Annotated in this window: 14 protein-coding genes and 1 tRNA gene; 7 read left to right on the forward strand and 8 right to left on the reverse strand. The window is 64.0% G+C overall.

Going from position 1 to position 14,031, the window contains the following annotated elements; genetic code table 11:
- Window positions 1–9 precede the first annotated feature (9 nt).
- From ASD73_RS17925 to ASD73_RS17935, 3 genes are all read right to left on the reverse strand, one after another.
- Window positions 10–86, reverse strand: a tRNA-Pro gene (locus ASD73_RS17925).
- A 39-nt stretch (window positions 87–125) separates the two neighbouring features.
- The gene (locus tag ASD73_RS23310; RefSeq protein ID WP_235534588.1) at window positions 126–938 is read right to left on the reverse strand and encodes a VOC family protein; all 813 of its coding nucleotides are present in this window, start codon (window positions 936–938) and stop codon (window positions 126–128) included.
- A 204-nt stretch (window positions 939–1,142) separates the two neighbouring features.
- Window positions 1,143–2,543 carry a M20/M25/M40 family metallo-hydrolase gene (locus tag ASD73_RS17935; RefSeq protein ID WP_056375234.1) on the reverse strand — a complete coding sequence of 467 codons (1,401 nt, stop codon included), beginning with the start codon at window positions 2,541–2,543 and terminating at the stop codon, window positions 1,143–1,145.
- Between the two features lie 130 nt (window positions 2,544–2,673).
- Here ASD73_RS17935 and ettA point away from each other — a divergent pair, with 130 nt between their 5' ends.
- Together ettA and ASD73_RS17945 are read left to right on the forward strand one after the other, a co-directional pair.
- Window positions 2,674–4,353: an energy-dependent translational throttle protein EttA gene (ettA, locus tag ASD73_RS17940; RefSeq protein WP_056374544.1), complete on the forward strand. Its 1,680-nt coding sequence runs from the start codon at window positions 2,674–2,676 to the stop codon at window positions 4,351–4,353.
- Window positions 4,354–4,471: 118 nt separating this feature from the next.
- Window positions 4,472–4,804 carry a PaaI family thioesterase gene (locus ASD73_RS17945; protein WP_235534589.1) on the forward strand — a complete coding sequence of 111 codons (333 nt, stop codon included), beginning with the start codon at window positions 4,472–4,474 and terminating at the stop codon, window positions 4,802–4,804.
- Window positions 4,805–5,170: 366 nt separating this feature from the next.
- On the opposite strand, the gene ASD73_RS17950 is transcribed toward ASD73_RS17945, so the two are convergent.
- The 3 genes from ASD73_RS17950 to ASD73_RS17960 form a co-directional block, all read right to left on the reverse strand.
- A complete protein-coding gene (locus ASD73_RS17950; RefSeq protein ID WP_056374545.1) occupies window positions 5,171–5,872 on the reverse strand; it encodes a DUF899 family protein in 702 nt (233 codons plus the stop codon).
- A 93-nt stretch (window positions 5,873–5,965) separates the two neighbouring features.
- Entirely contained in the window at window positions 5,966–6,544 is a 579-nt protein-coding gene (locus ASD73_RS17955) for a hypothetical protein (RefSeq protein ID WP_056374547.1), read from the reverse strand.
- 13 nt (window positions 6,545–6,557) lie between these two features.
- The gene (locus ASD73_RS17960) at window positions 6,558–7,196 is read right to left on the reverse strand and encodes a carbonic anhydrase (protein WP_056374549.1); all 639 of its coding nucleotides are present in this window, start codon (window positions 7,194–7,196) and stop codon (window positions 6,558–6,560) included.
- Between the two features lie 62 nt (window positions 7,197–7,258).
- On the opposite strand from ASD73_RS17960, the gene lipA reads away from it, so the two are divergent.
- Window positions 7,259–8,194 carry a lipoyl synthase gene (lipA, locus tag ASD73_RS17965; RefSeq protein ID WP_056374551.1) on the forward strand — a complete coding sequence of 312 codons (936 nt, stop codon included), beginning with the start codon at window positions 7,259–7,261 and terminating at the stop codon, window positions 8,192–8,194.
- Window positions 8,195–8,201: 7 nt separating this feature from the next.
- Complete coding sequence (locus ASD73_RS17970; protein WP_056374552.1) at window positions 8,202–8,681, forward strand: type II toxin-antitoxin system RatA family toxin; 480 nt, start codon at window positions 8,202–8,204, stop codon at window positions 8,679–8,681.
- Here ASD73_RS17970 and ASD73_RS17975 read toward each other — a convergent pair.
- Window positions 8,624–9,181 carry a CinA family protein gene (locus ASD73_RS17975; RefSeq protein WP_156377453.1) on the reverse strand — a complete coding sequence of 186 codons (558 nt, stop codon included), beginning with the start codon at window positions 9,179–9,181 and terminating at the stop codon, window positions 8,624–8,626. The genes ASD73_RS17970 and ASD73_RS17975 overlap by 58 nt on opposite strands.
- Window positions 9,182–9,184: 3 nt before the next feature.
- Entirely contained in the window at window positions 9,185–10,363 is a 1,179-nt protein-coding gene (locus ASD73_RS17980) for a bifunctional 2-C-methyl-D-erythritol 4-phosphate cytidylyltransferase/2-C-methyl-D-erythritol 2,4-cyclodiphosphate synthase (RefSeq protein ID WP_056374554.1), read from the reverse strand.
- A gap of 97 nt (window positions 10,364–10,460) precedes the next feature.
- Here ASD73_RS17980 and dusB point away from each other — a divergent pair, with 97 nt between their 5' ends.
- Genes dusB through ASD73_RS17995 form a run of 3 tightly spaced genes read left to right on the forward strand, consistent with a single transcriptional unit; the run spans window position 10,461 to window position 13,953 of the window.
- Window positions 10,461–11,459 (forward strand): tRNA dihydrouridine synthase DusB, encoded by a 999-nt coding sequence (gene dusB, locus ASD73_RS17985; RefSeq protein WP_056374556.1) that lies wholly within the window; start codon window positions 10,461–10,463, stop codon window positions 11,457–11,459.
- On the forward strand, window positions 11,456–12,547 hold the full coding sequence (locus ASD73_RS17990) for a two-component system sensor histidine kinase NtrB (RefSeq protein WP_056374558.1): 1,092 nt from the start codon (window positions 11,456–11,458) through the stop codon (window positions 12,545–12,547). The genes dusB and ASD73_RS17990 overlap by 4 nt, the downstream gene beginning before the upstream one ends.
- A complete protein-coding gene (locus ASD73_RS17995) occupies window positions 12,544–13,953 on the forward strand; it encodes a sigma-54-dependent transcriptional regulator (RefSeq protein WP_056374560.1) in 1,410 nt (469 codons plus the stop codon). Before ASD73_RS17990 ends, ASD73_RS17995 begins: the two co-directional genes overlap by 4 nt.
- Window positions 13,954–14,031 lie beyond the last annotated feature (78 nt).

Consider the following 14,031-nt stretch of genomic DNA (forward strand, 5'->3'; position numbering starts at 1 on the left):
GGAAGATAGTGGTCGGGGAGACAGGATTCGAACCTGCGACATCCTGCTCCCAAAGCAGGCGCGCTACCGGGCTGCGCTACTCCCCGACTACTGCCCCGCGCCTTAGACAGCCCCGGGCCGCAAGTCTATACGCTGCTTGTCGCGGGACCCTTTAGTTCGATCAGATTTCCTTCGGGATCGCGGAAATAGATCGACGGCCCTTCGCCCTCTGCGCCGTATCGGGATCCCGACTGCTCGATCGCGACGCCGTGGCGATCGAGGTGCGCGCGGATCGCGGCTTCGTCGAACGAGCCGATGGCGAGCGCGAAATGGTCGACGTTGCGTCCCTCGACCCCCGGTGCGGTGCCGCCGGTAGCGCCGAGCTGGCCGTCGATCGTCACCAGGTCGATCAGCGAATGGCCGGCGCGAAGCTGGAATAATCCGATTTCAGCCTGTTCGCGCTCGTCGCTGCAGCCGACGACCTCGCGATAGAAGGCGAGCATGCGGTCGAGGTTCGTGACCCGCAAGACGATATGATCGAGCCCCTTCAGCGAAAAGGGCGGGTTGGCGATCGGCATCAGCGCTATCCTTGCGAAGGTCGGGACGATGCAATGACGTTCCATCTCCCCGTCGGGTTTCATGTCCGCCGTGCAGGCAAAGAAAAAGGCGGCCTTCCCGAAGGAAGACCGCCCGTTTCTCGTTTCAGTCAACGCCCCGAAGGGCTGCGACTTACTTCTTTTCTTCAGCCGGAGCAGCAGCGGCCGGAGCAGCAGCGGCATCAGCCGGAGCAGCAGCGGTTGCAGCAGCGTCAGCCGGAGCAGCAGCTTCTGCACCAGCAGCAGCAGCGTCGGCACCAGCGGCAGCGGCTTCAGCGCCAGCAGCAGCGGCGTCGGCGCCTTCTTCAGCAACCGCTTCAGCGGCCGGAGCTTCGGTGGTGGCTTCTTCAGCAGCCTTTTCACCGCAAGCGGCGAGGGCGAACATGCTGGCAGCAACGGCGATAGCAGCAAACTTCTTCATGATGTGTGGGCTCCCTAAAATGCCTTAACGCGTCCGGGAAAACTTCCCGTACCGCGAGCCGCGGGATTTAGCCGTTCCGCATGAATCGTCAACAAAAATAATTGAGATGGTCGGCGGCGGCGGGATTCTGTCATTTCTCCGTCACACTAGGGGAGCTCGTCCTTCGTGCTGTTCGCCAGAATCGCCAGAGTCGCGGCCCAAACTGTCACATTTTGCCGCAATTGCGCGGGGTCGATCTTGTCGAGCGTGTCGTCGGGCGTGTGGTGCAGGTCAAAATAACGTGTCCCATCCTGCGCCAGATCGATCGCCGGAACGCCGGCCTGCACGAGCGCGCCGATATCCGCTCCGCCGTTCGCCGGCTGCTTCCCGCGCACGACCCCGAACGGCATCACCGCGGCGGCAATCCGGTCGGAAAGCGCCTTGGCACTGTCGGGCAGCTTGAAGTCGACCCGCCACACGCGGTCGGCACCAAAATCTGACTCCAGCGCGACGGCGTGCTTCTCTTTCCCATGTGCGTCGAAATAGGCTTTGCCGCCGAACACGCCGACTTCTTCGGCGCCCGCCCACAATATGCGGATCGTCCGGCGCGGCTGACCGGCGGTCATGATATGCTTCGCGGCCGCGGTGATGATACCGCAGCCCGCGGCGTCGTCGATCGCGCCGGTGCCGAGGTCCCAGCTGTCGAGGTGGCAAGCGACAACCACCGGGCTTGCGGCGGGGTCGCTGCCCGGCACTTCGGCGATGACATTTCCCGACTTGCGGGTGCCGAGGTCCTGCGGCGTGAGGACAAGCTTCATCTTGAGCAGCGGCGCTTTATCAGAGCGCACCGGCTGCGGGCGTCGCCATTGCCGGACCAACTGATCGGCATCGGGGTTCGAGATCGCGCCCGCCGGGATCGGCTTCACTCCGACGTCGAAATTGGTGACGCCGGTATGCGGGTTGCGGTGGTTGTCGGTGCCGATCGAGCGGATCACGATCGCGATCGCGCCCTTTTTCGCCGCGACATTGGGACCGGTGAATCGGCCGCGTCCATAATAGCCATAGCCGCTTCCGTCCTGCGTCGGCTTCATATCATGGTCGATGAAGACGATCTTGCCCTTCACCGCCGCATCGGGTGCGGCCGCCAGCGCGTCGAAGCTTTCGAAATAGGCAATTTCGCCTTCGAGCCCCTTGGGACCGGTCGAGGCGCTGTTCCCGAGCGCTGTGATCGCGAGCTTCTGCGGCACGAGACTGCTCGTCAGCCATGCCTCTTCGCTGCCGCGTACCCACACGGGCATGTCGAACGCTTCCTCGCGGACGTTGGCAAAGCCCATTGCCTGCAGCCGCCGCACGGCCCAGCGGCGCGCGACGGCTTCGGCGTCGGTCCCGGCCATGCGTGGGCCGATCTCGGTCGTCAGATCACGGGTGATCGCCCACGCGGGATCGTCGCCCTGCTGCGCCAGGTCGGCTGCGCTTTGCGCCGGCTGGGCGGATGCAGCGAAACTGGCGGAGCCGAGGAGAAGGGCGGCGATCCCGGCCAAGCGGGTGGAAGTGTGGGAGATTTTCATACCGCTTTCGTAACGGCGCGCCTCGCGCGCGCAAGCGCCGATTGCCAATCGCGCGCCCATTCGCTAACCGGCGCGCAACTCAAAACTCTCCCGGCCGCGCCCGCGGCCCAGCCCATACCGGAGCATTTTCATGGCCGCCCAATATAGTTTCGTGATGAAGGGTCTGAACAAGACTTATCCCGGCGCGCAAAAGCCGACGCTCAAGGATCTGAGCCTGCAATTCTATCCCGACGCCAAGATCGGCATCGTCGGCCCGAACGGCACCGGTAAATCGACGCTGATGAAGATCATGGCCGGCATCGACAAGGAATTTACGGGCGAAGCGTGGGCGGGTGAGGGGATCACCGTCGGTTATCTCGCGCAGGAACCGCAGCTTGACCCGACCAAGACGGTCAAGGAAAACGTCATGGACGGCGTCCGTGGCGTCGCCGACATGATGGACCGCTTCAACGAGATCAGCACGCTGATGGCCGATCCGCCCGCCGACGCCGATTTCGACGCGCTGATGGAAGAAATGGGCACGCTTCAGGAAAAGATCGACGCGGTCGACGGCTGGACGCTCGACAACCAGCTCGAAATCGCGATGGAAGCGCTCCGCTGCCCGCCGGGCGATTCGAGCGTCGAAAGCTTGTCGGGCGGTGAAAAGCGCCGCATCGCGCTCACCCGCCTGCTGCTCGAAAAGCCGTCGATCCTGCTGCTCGACGAACCGACCAACCACCTCGACGCCGAAAGCGTGGCGTGGCTGGAAAAGCATCTCGTCGACTATCCGGGCAACGTCATCCTCGTCACCCACGATCGCTACTTCCTCGACAATGTCGTGAACTGGATCCTCGAACTCGATCGCGGTCGCTATTTCGTCTACGAGGGTAACTACTCCACCTACCTTGAAAAGAAGGGCAAGCGCCTCGAACAGGAATCGCGCGAGGACGCCGGTCGCCAGAAAGCGATCAAGGACGAGCTCGAGTGGATCCGGCAGTCGCCGAAAGCCCGCCAGGCCAAATCGAAGGCGCGTATCAAAAGCTTCGACCAGCTGGTCGAAGCGCAGGAAAAGCGCATCCCCGGCAAGGCGCAGATCGTCATCCAGGTTCCCCAGCGTCTCGGCGGCAAGGTGATCGAGGTCGAGAATATCTCGAAAGCCTTTGGCGACAAATTGCTCTTTGAAAATCTGTCTTTCTCGCTTCCGCCCGGCGGCATCGTCGGCGTGATCGGTCCGAACGGCGCGGGTAAGTCGACCCTGTTCAAGCTGATCACGGGGCAGGAAACGCCCGACAGCGGTAAAGTCACGATCGGCGACACCGTCCACCTCGGCTTCGTCGACCAGAGCCGCGACGACCTGAAGCCCGACAATAATGTCTGGCAGGAAATCTCGGGCGGCGCCGAGATGATGAACATCGGCAAGCATGAGATGCAGACGCGTGCGTACGTGGGCGCCTTCAACTTCAAGGGCGTCGACCAGCAGAAAAAGGTAGGCCAGCTCTCGGGCGGCGAACGCAACCGCGTCCACATGGCCAAGATGCTGAAACAGGGCGGCAACGTCCTGCTGCTCGACGAACCGACCAACGATCTCGACACCGAAACGCTCGCGGCGCTCGAAGAGGCGCTCGAAAATTTCGCGGGCTGCGCGGTGGTCATCAGCCACGACCGCTTCTTCCTCGATCGCCTCGCGACGCACATCCTCGCGTTCGAAGGCGACAGCCACGTCGAATGGTTCGAAGGCAATTTCGAATCCTATGAAGAAGACAAGATCCGCCGCCTCGGCGACGATGCCACGCGCCCGCACGCAACGTCGTACAAGAAACTGACGCGCTGACCGGATGATGGGGGAGGCGGCACCGATATCGTCGAGCGCGCTCCGTTTGGATGCGGACGCGCTCAACGCTTTCATGGCGGAGGCTTTCCCCCATTCGGCGCCGGGTTCGCGCGGTCATGTGGCCTCCGCCGCGCCCGGCCATATCCGGGCGCGGCTTGACCCCACTGAAAATGCGCTACGTCCCGGCGGGCTGATTTCGGGTCCGACGCAGATGGGGTTCGCCGATATGGCGGCCTATGCGCTCGTCCTCGCGCACATCGGCCCCGTCGCGATGGCGGTGACGAGCGCGCTCAACTACCAGTTCCTGCGCCCGTGCCGCCCGGGGCCGCTGTTCGCCGACGCGTATATGCTGCGCCTCGGCAAGCGGCTCGCGGTGATGGATGTCCGCATCTGGACCGACGACGCCGACAAGCCCGTCGGGCAGGCGAATGTGACCTACGCAATTCCCTGACTGCTCGCCGAGTGTCCGATGGCGACCGATGCTGCCTATCATCCTCGTCACACCGGACTCGATCCGGGGTCCATGACGACGGCACAACGATATATCCCGGATCAAATCCGGGATGACGAAGAGGTCGAGCGTACGTCTGTCTCCCACCTCAAAACGACCCGTGACCCCTCGAGTCGCAGCTTTCCTGCATTATTCCGGTATGCCAGCGTCAACTCCGGCTTTTTGAGCTCGTCAAAATTCCGCTCCTTCGCTTAAAGCGACAAAGGAGATCATCCTCGGCGCGCGCATGCGCATCCTTTGTCGCCTTACGGCCACAAAAGACACGATTCCGATGCGCATATGCGGGGCTTTTGTGGCTTTAAAGCCTCAATATTCCAGCGACGGATACCAGTCGGTCCTGCGGCCCGAAGGCGTGAGGTCGAGGATATTCCACAGGCTCGCGATATCGGGCGCATCGCGCGGGTCTTGCCCCGGATCGGCCATCTCGCTCGTCATCTCGCTTCTCCAGAACAGCCGCACCGCGTTTCCGCTCTTCTTGAACACCGCGAGCGCGGGATTTTCGCCGCCATCGGCATTCAGCAGGCGGAAGTCGCGGGCGTAATCATCGCCAACCAGCTGCAAGAAATCGAGCGCCTGCCATCCGCGTTCGAGCGCAAACGCCTTTTGCCGCTCGACCGGGCTGCGGCCGAAGATCTTGAACGCGACGCGCTGCTTCAGATCGTTGGCATTGCCGTCGACCGAACCCAGCCAGTTGGTGCACATCGGGCAGGGGCGCTCGCGCTCGGGGCCGTACATCCAGAAATAGGCGACCAGCGTATCATGCCCGCCGAACAGCTCGGCCAGTCCCAATTCGGCGCCGTTTGCGTCCTTGAACCGGTAATCCTGCATCAGCGGACCCGGCGGCAGCTGGCGCCGCTGCTCGGCAATCCGCGTCATCTTGCGCCGCAGGTCGATTTCTTCGGCCAGCAGGGATTTTCGGGCCTTGGTGTAGGATTCGTCTTCGCCGGGAAAAGCACGTCTACGTGAAGCAAGCGCCGGCGCAGCCGACAGGGTTTGGCGAAGGGCCATCCAATTCTCCTTTTTCGGGAGAACGTGCCGTGGGCGTCATTGTTGCAGCGGCGTCCCACCGCTGCCCGCAGATATGCTTCGCTTCGTCGCCGATCAGGCGAGCGCGACTTCCCACAGGATCAACTTCGTCGCGCCCACATTCTCGCGCGCCTTTGCGCCTTCCAGCCGCGTCAGCTTGGCGTCGCCTTTCAGCGCGCTCATTTCGAACATTGCATCGATCACGACGACTTCGCCGGCGCCGACCTCAAGCTCTATCGTGCCGGCATTTGCCATAAGGCCCTTGGCCATCGCGGCGTGCAGTCGATGCGCGCCCGGCTCGACGTCGGCCATCAGCATCTGTCCCGACTTGATCTGGCCCTTTGCGGTCTCGTCGAGCGTGACGTTCATGCCCTGCAGCGCGGCGACGAAGCCGCGGCGCGTGACATAGATGCGCGCCTTGTCTGCGGGCGCGCGCATCGTCCGGGCGTCGGCGAGCGCGGCGGTGTCGGCTTTCTTGCCCGACTTGTTGCTCGACAGCGACCAGATGATCAGCCCGACGATTGCAACCAGCGTGACCACCGAAAAGGTCAGCATCGCGCCGGTCGAGAGTGACTGGGCAAGTGCAGGCCCCAGGAACGCCCCGACGATCGCCGCGACAAATATCATGGTGACCCAGAAAGCATTCTTGCTCATATCGCCCTCCTGTTCAGGCGGGAGCAAATTCTCCCGTCGCCTCGTCCATCACGTGCAGCACCCCGTCGCTGATCGCGAAAAAGGCGCCGCGCAGCGTCAGCGTCCCGCGCCGGACCTTTTCCTGAATGCAGGGAAAAGTCATCAGATTGTCAAGGCTTACGCGGACCGCCGCCAATTCCATCGCGCGGCCGGCCTCGCGGTTGTCGATGTCTATATGAGCGCTGCGAACCTGCTCGCTGGCGTCGTCGAGCATCGCGATCCAGTCGGCGATAAAGCCGCCGCGCCCCGGCTCGGCGCCCGCCATCGAGCGGTGCAGCGCGGCGTGGCAGCCGCCGCACATGCCGTGACCCATCACGACGATTTCCTCGACCTTCAGGAACTGGACCGCGAATTCGAGCGCGGCAGAGACGCCGTGACGTCCGGGCGTCGTTTCGAACGGCGGCACCAGCGCCGCGACGTTGCGGACGACAAAGATCTCGCCCGGATTGGTGTCGAAAATCTGCGAGGGTTCGGATCGGCTGTCCGAACAGGCGATGATCATCACCTTGGGCGATTGCCCTTCCGCGAGTTCGTTCCAGCGTTCGCGCTGTTGCTGCCAGCCGCCGTTACGGAAACGCCGGTAACCATCGATCATATCTGCAAAGTGAGTCATGGAGGCGCCTTAGCATAGGTAGAGAGGTTGAGAAGAGGCGCGTGCACGACTATGTGGGCGAAATGAACGCTCCCGCATCCACCGCCGCCACTCCCAGCCAGCGCCAGCGCAAGCCCGACTGGATCCGCGTCAAGGCCCCGACCAGCCCGGGTTATGCCGAAACGCGCAAACTGATGCGCGAACTCAACCTGCATACCGTGTGCGAGGAAGCCGCGTGCCCGAACATCGGCGAATGCTGGACGAAAAAGCACGCGACGGTGATGATCCTCGGCGACACCTGCACCCGCGCCTGCGCCTTCTGCAACGTCAAGACCGGGATGCCGCGCCCCGTCGACCTGCTCGAGCCCGAGCATACCGCAATCGCCGCGGCGAAGATGGGCCTCAGCCACATTGTCATCACCTCGGTCGACCGCGACGACTTGCCCGACGGTGGGGCAAGCCAGTTCGTGAAGGTCATCAACGCGCTGCGCCGCGAGACGCCGCAGACGACGATCGAAATCCTGACGCCCGATTTCCGCAACAAGCCCGAAAACGCGGTCGCGGCGATCGTCGATGCGCGGCCCGACGTCTATAACCATAATCTCGAAACCGTCCCGCGGCTCTATCCGACGATCCGTCCGGGTGCGCGCTATTATGCATCGCTCCGCCTGCTCGAAAGCGTCAAGCGCCGCGATCCCTCGATTTTCACCAAGTCGGGTGTGATGCTCGGCCTCGGCGAGGAGCGGATGGAGGTGCATCAGGTGATGGACGACATGCGCAGCGCCGACATCGATTTCATGACGATGGGCCAGTATCTCCAGCCGACGCCGAAGCATGCCAAGGTCATCGACTTCGTGACCCCGCAGGCGTTCGATGCCTATGCACAGATCGCGCGCGCCAAGGGCTTCCTGCAGGTCGCCTCGTCGCCGCTCACGCGTTCGAGCTATCACGCCGGCGACGATTTCGAACGGATGCGCGCCGCCCGCGAAGCGCAGCTGGCGCGCGTCAAGGCCGGCTGACCGGCCTTTGCCACGACACCACGAAACCCGCGTCCTGCCGTACAGCGACGAGCAGATGTTCGCGCTAGTCACCGATATTTCGCGTTATCCCGAGTTCCTGCCGTGGGTGATCGCGCTGCGCCTCCGCAGCGACAGCGAGCATGAGGCGGTCGCCGACATGATCGTCGGCTTCAAGGGGTTGCGCGAAAGCTTTTCGTGCCGCGTCCACAAGCAGCGGCCGCACGAGGTTTGCGTGAGCTACATCGACGGGCCGATGAAGCATCTGAACAACGAATGGCATTTCCAGCCCGCCGAGGGTGGTGGATGCCGCGTCGATTTCCTCGTCGATTTCTCGTTCCGCAGCCGCATGTTCGAGGCGCTGGCGGGACAGATGTTCGACAAGGCCCTGCGCAAGATGATCGCGGCGTTCGAAACGCGCGCCGACGAACTTTACGGCGCGGGAAGGGCGATGTCTTCCGACGGCCGCAGTTCGTCCCTTTCGGGCTGAAGCAGGTCGAGCGCGAACAGGGTCGCGTGATGACGGATCGCCGCGCGGTCGGTCGATTCGAACTGGACGCGCTGGGTGAAATAATCGTCAGGGTCCTGCCCGCGCAGCGCGCGCGCAAAGACGACCTGGCCGACGGGCTTCTTCTCCGACCCGCCGCCCGGTCCCGCAATGCCGGTGATCGCGACCGCGACATCGGCGTCGCTGTTGGCAAGCGCGCCGGCTGCCATCGCCCACGCGGTCGCGAGCGAGACTTCGCCAAAGGTTTCGAGGATTTCGCTGCTGACGTCGAGCTGGCTTTGCTTCGCATGGCCCGAATAGGTAACGAAGCCGGCGCTGAACACATCCGAACTTCCGGCAATATCGGTCAGCGCGACCGACACCATGCCGCCGGTGCAGCTTTCGGCGACGGCGACTTTTCGTCCTGCGGCGCGGTTGTTCGCAAGGACGGTGGTGGCAAGGTCGTCGCGCGCGGCAAGGCGCGTTTCAGCATCGGACAGCAAGGTTCAATTCTCCGGAAGTTGCAGGGTCGCGACGGCCTGGGCAGCGATCCCCTCGCGGCGACCGGTAAAGCCCAGCCGCTCTGTCGTAGTCGCTTTGACACTAACCCGTTCGAGCGGAATCGCAAGGATTTCGACAATCCGTGCCCGCATAGCGGCGCGGTGAGGGCCGATCTTCGGCGCTTCGGCGATGATCGTCAGGTCGACATGGTCGATGCGCCCGCCGCGCGCCTTCACACGTTCGGCCGCAAAGCCGAGAAAGCGGTGCGAGGCTGCGCCACGCCATTGCGGATCGCTCGGCGGGAAATGGTCGCCGATATCGCCGTCGCCGAGCGCGCCGAGGATCGCATCGGTCAGCGCATGAAGCCCGACGTCGGCATCGCTATGTCCTTCAAGTCCATGACTATATGCGATCTCTATGCCGCCGATCCACAGCGGCTTGTCCGTCACAAGACGGTGGACGTCATATCCCATGCCGACGGCGGTTCGCGTCATCGTGCCAATCCCCAATAGTCCCGCGAGGATCGCCATATCCTCGGCATATGTCAGTTTATGGAGGCGCGCGTCGCCTGGAACGGTCGCAACCGATACGTCCAGCCGGCGTACCAGCTGCGCATCGTCTGTAGCGGCGGCCTCGATAGCCTCGGCATGGGCGCGCCGCAATGTGCCAAGATGGAACGCTTGCGGCGTCTGAACGCGTGCAAGCGCGCTGCGGTCGACGACCTCGCCGGCCGATTGGGCGGTCTGCTCGACGAGTGTATCGGGAACGGGCAGCGTCGGGATCGCCGCTTCGGCATTGTGCAATGCGGCGAGCAGGCGATCGACCACCTCGGCGGTTACCCCGGGCCGCGCGGCGTCATGAACGAGGACGAAGGCGCCGTCGTCCCAATCGGCAAGAGCCGCAAGCGCGTTCGCGACCGATTGCTGCCGTTCGGTGCCGGGGTCGGCGGAAATCCAGCCATTTGGGAGGTCGCCGAGTGCGGCCATGACGTCACTATTTGCCACCAACACGCCGCCACCTATGGCCGGATGCGCGGCAAAGGCATCGACGCTCCACTGAAGTATCGGCTTGCCGCCCAGCATTGCGAGTTGCTTCGGCACCACCAGTCCGGCGCGCGTTCCCTGACCGCCCGCGAGCAATATGACCGCGACACGCGGCAAAACGGAAGGGGCGGACTCGGTCATCGTGCGCGCCGGTTAGCGCAGCCGCGCCTTGCGGGAAAGCGGCTTAGCGTGTACGGGCTGCTCAAATTTTAGGCAATGTAAACGAAAGCTCCCCGCCATGGCGCCGCTGCGGCCCATTCAGATCGGCAACATCACCATCGCGGATCCCGTGATCCTCGCGCCGATGACCGGTGTCACCGATCTGCCGTTCCGCAAGCTCGTCCGCTATTATGGTTCGGGGCTCAACGTCACCGAGATGATCGCCAGCCAGGCGGCGATCCGCGAAACGCGCCAGTCGATCCAGAAAGCGGCGTGGGACCCGGTAGAAGAGCCGGTGTCGATGCAGCTTGTCGGCTGCACGCCCTATGAAATGGGCGAAGCGGCAAAGCTCAACGAAGATCGCGGTGCGTCGATCATCGACATCAACATGGGCTGCCCGGTGCGCAAGGTCACCAACGGCGACGCGGGTTCGGCGCTGATGCGTGACCTGAAGCTGGCCGCGGCGCTGATCGATTCCTGCGTCAAGGCGGTCAAAGTACCGGTAACGGTCAAGATGCGCATGGGCTGGTGCCACGACAGCCTCAACGCGCCCGAACTTGCGCATATCGCCGAGGATCTGGGCGCGAAGCTGGTGACGGTTCACGGCCGCACGCGCAACCAGATGTATCGCGGCGAGGCCGACTGGGGCTTTGTCCGCAGCGTTAAGGATGCCGTGTCGATCCCGGTCATCGTCAATGGCGATATCTGCTCGGCTGACGACGCGCGCACCGCGCTTGCGCAGAGCGGCGCCGACGGCGTGATGATCGGCCGCGGCGCATATGGCCGCCCCTGGTTGCTCGGTCAGGTGATGACGGCGCTGCGCGGCGAGGGCGATCGGCCCGACCCCGGCATCGACGAGCAATATGACGTCATTACATCGCATTATCGCGCGATGATCGACCATTATGGCGAAGTGACCGGGGTCAATATGGCGCGCAAGCATCTCGGCTGGTACGTCAAGAGCCTGCATGGCTCGGCCGAGTTCCGGAACAAGGTCAACCAGATCCCGAACAGCCGCGACGTGCTCGACGCTCTCGAGCGTTTCTACACGCCGTTCCTGAGCAAGGCGGCGGCGTGACCGCGCTCACGTCGAGCATTCCGAGTTTCGACCACGACGAACTGATCCAGTCGCACCCCGTTCCCACGCTGTTGATCGACGGCGGCGGGGTGGTGCTGTTCGTCAACGCCGCCGCCGAACAACTCTGTAATGTCAGCCGCTCGGCGATGGTCGGCCGCGTCGTCTATGACGTGATCGAGATGGACCGCAGCTATCGGCAGCGGATGAGCGACGCCTCGACGTCGGCGCTCTTCGCGCATCGCACGGAGATTTCGGCGGGGGGTCGCCGGTCCTTCTTCGTCGATATGCAGATGGTGCCCTTTGGCCAGAGCGGTCACCGTATCCTCGCGCTCGTGCCGTCGCAGAGCGACGCCGAGTTGATGGGCGGCGCGATCGGGCGTTCGGGGCGCGCGGCGGGCGCGGCGGCGTCGATGCTGGCGCACGAGATCAAGAATCCCCTCGCGGGCATCAAGGGCGCGGCGCAGCTGCTCGCGCGCAAGACCGACGCGGGGGGCGAGCGCTTCACGACGCTGATCTGTGCCGAGGTCGACCGGATCGCAACGCTGATCGACCAGATGGAGCATTTCTCGCGCGGGCAACCGATCACCTGCGGCCCGATCAACCTCTATCAGCCGATCCATCAGGCGATGGAAACCGCGCGCGCACGGCAGTTTCCGGGCTTGCGCTTTGCCGAGGATTTTGACCCCTCGCTGCCGCTCGTCCACGGAAACCATGACGCCGTGGTGCAGATATTGCTCAACCTGCTCACTAATGGGTGCGAGGCACTGGGCGGGCGCGACGATGGCGTCGTGCGGCTGACGACGGCCTATCGGCACGGACTGTCGATCGACAATGGCGACGGGCGCGGCCGCATTGCACTCCCGATCGAGGTCAGCGTCAGCGACAATGGTCCGGGCGTTCCCGCCGATATTCGCGGCGACCTGTTCGATCCCTTCGTCACGACCAAACGCGAGGGAAGGGGGCTCGGCCTCGCGCTCGTCGCCAAGCTGGCGCGCGACATGGGCGGCACCGTCCAGCATATCCGCGACGGCGAATGGACGCGCTTCCGCGTTCATCTTCCCGTCGCGCAAAAGGGACGGCCGGCATGAGCAAGGCGAAGACGATCCTGCTGGTCGAGGACGATCCCGCGATCGCAATGATCATTCGCGAGACATTGGTTGGCGAATGTGGCCGCTTCGTGTCGGTCGCCAGCATCGCCGAACGCAACGCCTGGCTCGCCGACAACCGGCCCGATCTCGTCATCACCGACGTCGTCCTGCCCGATGGCGATGGCATCGATTCACTGCGGGTCGACGCCCTTACACCGGTAATCGTATTGTCGGCGCAGAACACGCTCGATACCGCAGTGCGTGCGACGGGGATCGGTAGTTACGACTATCTGCCCAAGCCGTTCGATCTCGACGAACTGACGGCGAGCGTCCGCGCCGCGTTACAGCGAAAGGCGGAAACTGCGACAAGGGACACCGCGGTGGCGGCCGACAGCCACGGGCTTGTTGGCCGTGCCCCGGCGATGCAAGCGGTCTATCGCACGATCGCGCGGCTCGCTTCGAACGATTTGGCGGTGTTGATCCTCGGCGAATCAGGAACGGGCAAGGAGGTCGTGGCGCGCGCGATCCACGCAACCGGCCTGCGCCGCGGCGGACCGTTCGTGGCAATCAACATGGCCGCAATTCCGCGCGAGTTGATCGAAGCCGAGCTGTTCGGCCACGAAAAGGGCGCCTTTACCGGCGCACACAGCCGCAATGCCGGGCGCTTCGAACAGGCGGCGGGCGGCACGCTCTTCCTCGACGAGATCGGCGACATGCCGCTCGAGGCGCAGACGCGCCTGCTTCGGGTCCTGCAAAGCAATGAATATTCGACGGTTGGCGGCAACCAGGCGTTGCGCGCCGACGTCCGCGTCGTCGCCGCGACGCACCGCGACATGCGCACCCTTGTCGCCGATGGCCGGTTTCGCGAGGATCTCTTCTATCGTCTCAACGTCATTCCCGTGACGCTGCCACCGCTGCGAGACCGGCGCAGCGACATCGGAGCGCTCGTCCGCCACTTTGTCGAGGCCGGGCGCAGCTCGGGGTTGCCCGATCGCCAATTCGCGCCCGCCGCGATGCAATGGCTCGAACGCTACGACTGGCCGGGCAATGTTCGGGAACTCGGCAATGTCGTCCAGCGGCTCGCTGTCTTGTCGCGCGACGTTGTCGTGACCGTCCGCGATGTCGAGACGGTGCTGCACGAAAGTGGTGAGGGGGGCGGCGCGGTCGAGCCCGCCACCCTGATCGCCCGCGCGGTCGACGATTGGGCGCGCGAGCAAATGGCGGATACGGTGAGCGACGGCGATATTCACGAACGGCTCGAAGCGATCGTCGAGGCGGCGCTTTTTCGCCGCGTCTTGCGCGACGTCCGTGGCAACCAACTGGAGGCGGCGCGGCGCCTTGGTATCAACCGCAACACGCTACGCAAACGCCTCGGGCAGCTTGATATCGATCCAGCCCGGCCTTGATTGGCAAGGATAAGCACGGAATCGGGGCAATTAGGCGACACTCGCGTAGATTGTGTGTTTTCTATGCAACAGGATTGT

Origin of the sequence: Sphingopyxis sp. Root154, assembly GCF_001427105.1 — a bacterium.
Taxonomy (GTDB): Bacteria; Pseudomonadota; Alphaproteobacteria; order Sphingomonadales; family Sphingomonadaceae; genus Sphingopyxis.

Excerpts from the sequence above, each read along its gene's own strand:
- ASD73_RS17950 (WP_056374545.1), bottom strand. The coding sequence starts at position 5,872 with ATGGCCCTTCGCCAAACCCTGTCGGCTGCGCCGGCGCTTGCTTCACGT.
- ASD73_RS17960 (WP_056374549.1), bottom strand. The coding sequence starts at position 7,196 with ATGACTCACTTTGCAGATATGATCGATGGTTACCGGCGTTTCCGTAAC.
- ASD73_RS17995 (WP_056374560.1), top strand. The coding sequence starts at position 12,544 with ATGAGCAAGGCGAAGACGATCCTGCTGGTCGAGGACGATCCCGCGATC.
- lipA (WP_056374551.1), top strand. The coding sequence starts at position 7,259 with ATGAACGCTCCCGCATCCACCGCCGCCACTCCCAGCCAGCGCCAGCGC.
- ASD73_RS17955 (WP_056374547.1), bottom strand. The coding sequence starts at position 6,544 with ATGAGCAAGAATGCTTTCTGGGTCACCATGATATTTGTCGCGGCGATC.
- ASD73_RS17980 (WP_056374554.1), bottom strand. The coding sequence starts at position 10,363 with ATGACCGAGTCCGCCCCTTCCGTTTTGCCGCGTGTCGCGGTCATATTG.
- ettA (WP_056374544.1), top strand. The coding sequence starts at position 2,674 with ATGGCCGCCCAATATAGTTTCGTGATGAAGGGTCTGAACAAGACTTAT.
- dusB (WP_056374556.1), top strand. The coding sequence starts at position 10,461 with ATGGCGCCGCTGCGGCCCATTCAGATCGGCAACATCACCATCGCGGAT.
- ASD73_RS17935 (WP_056375234.1), bottom strand. The coding sequence starts at position 2,543 with ATGAAAATCTCCCACACTTCCACCCGCTTGGCCGGGATCGCCGCCCTT.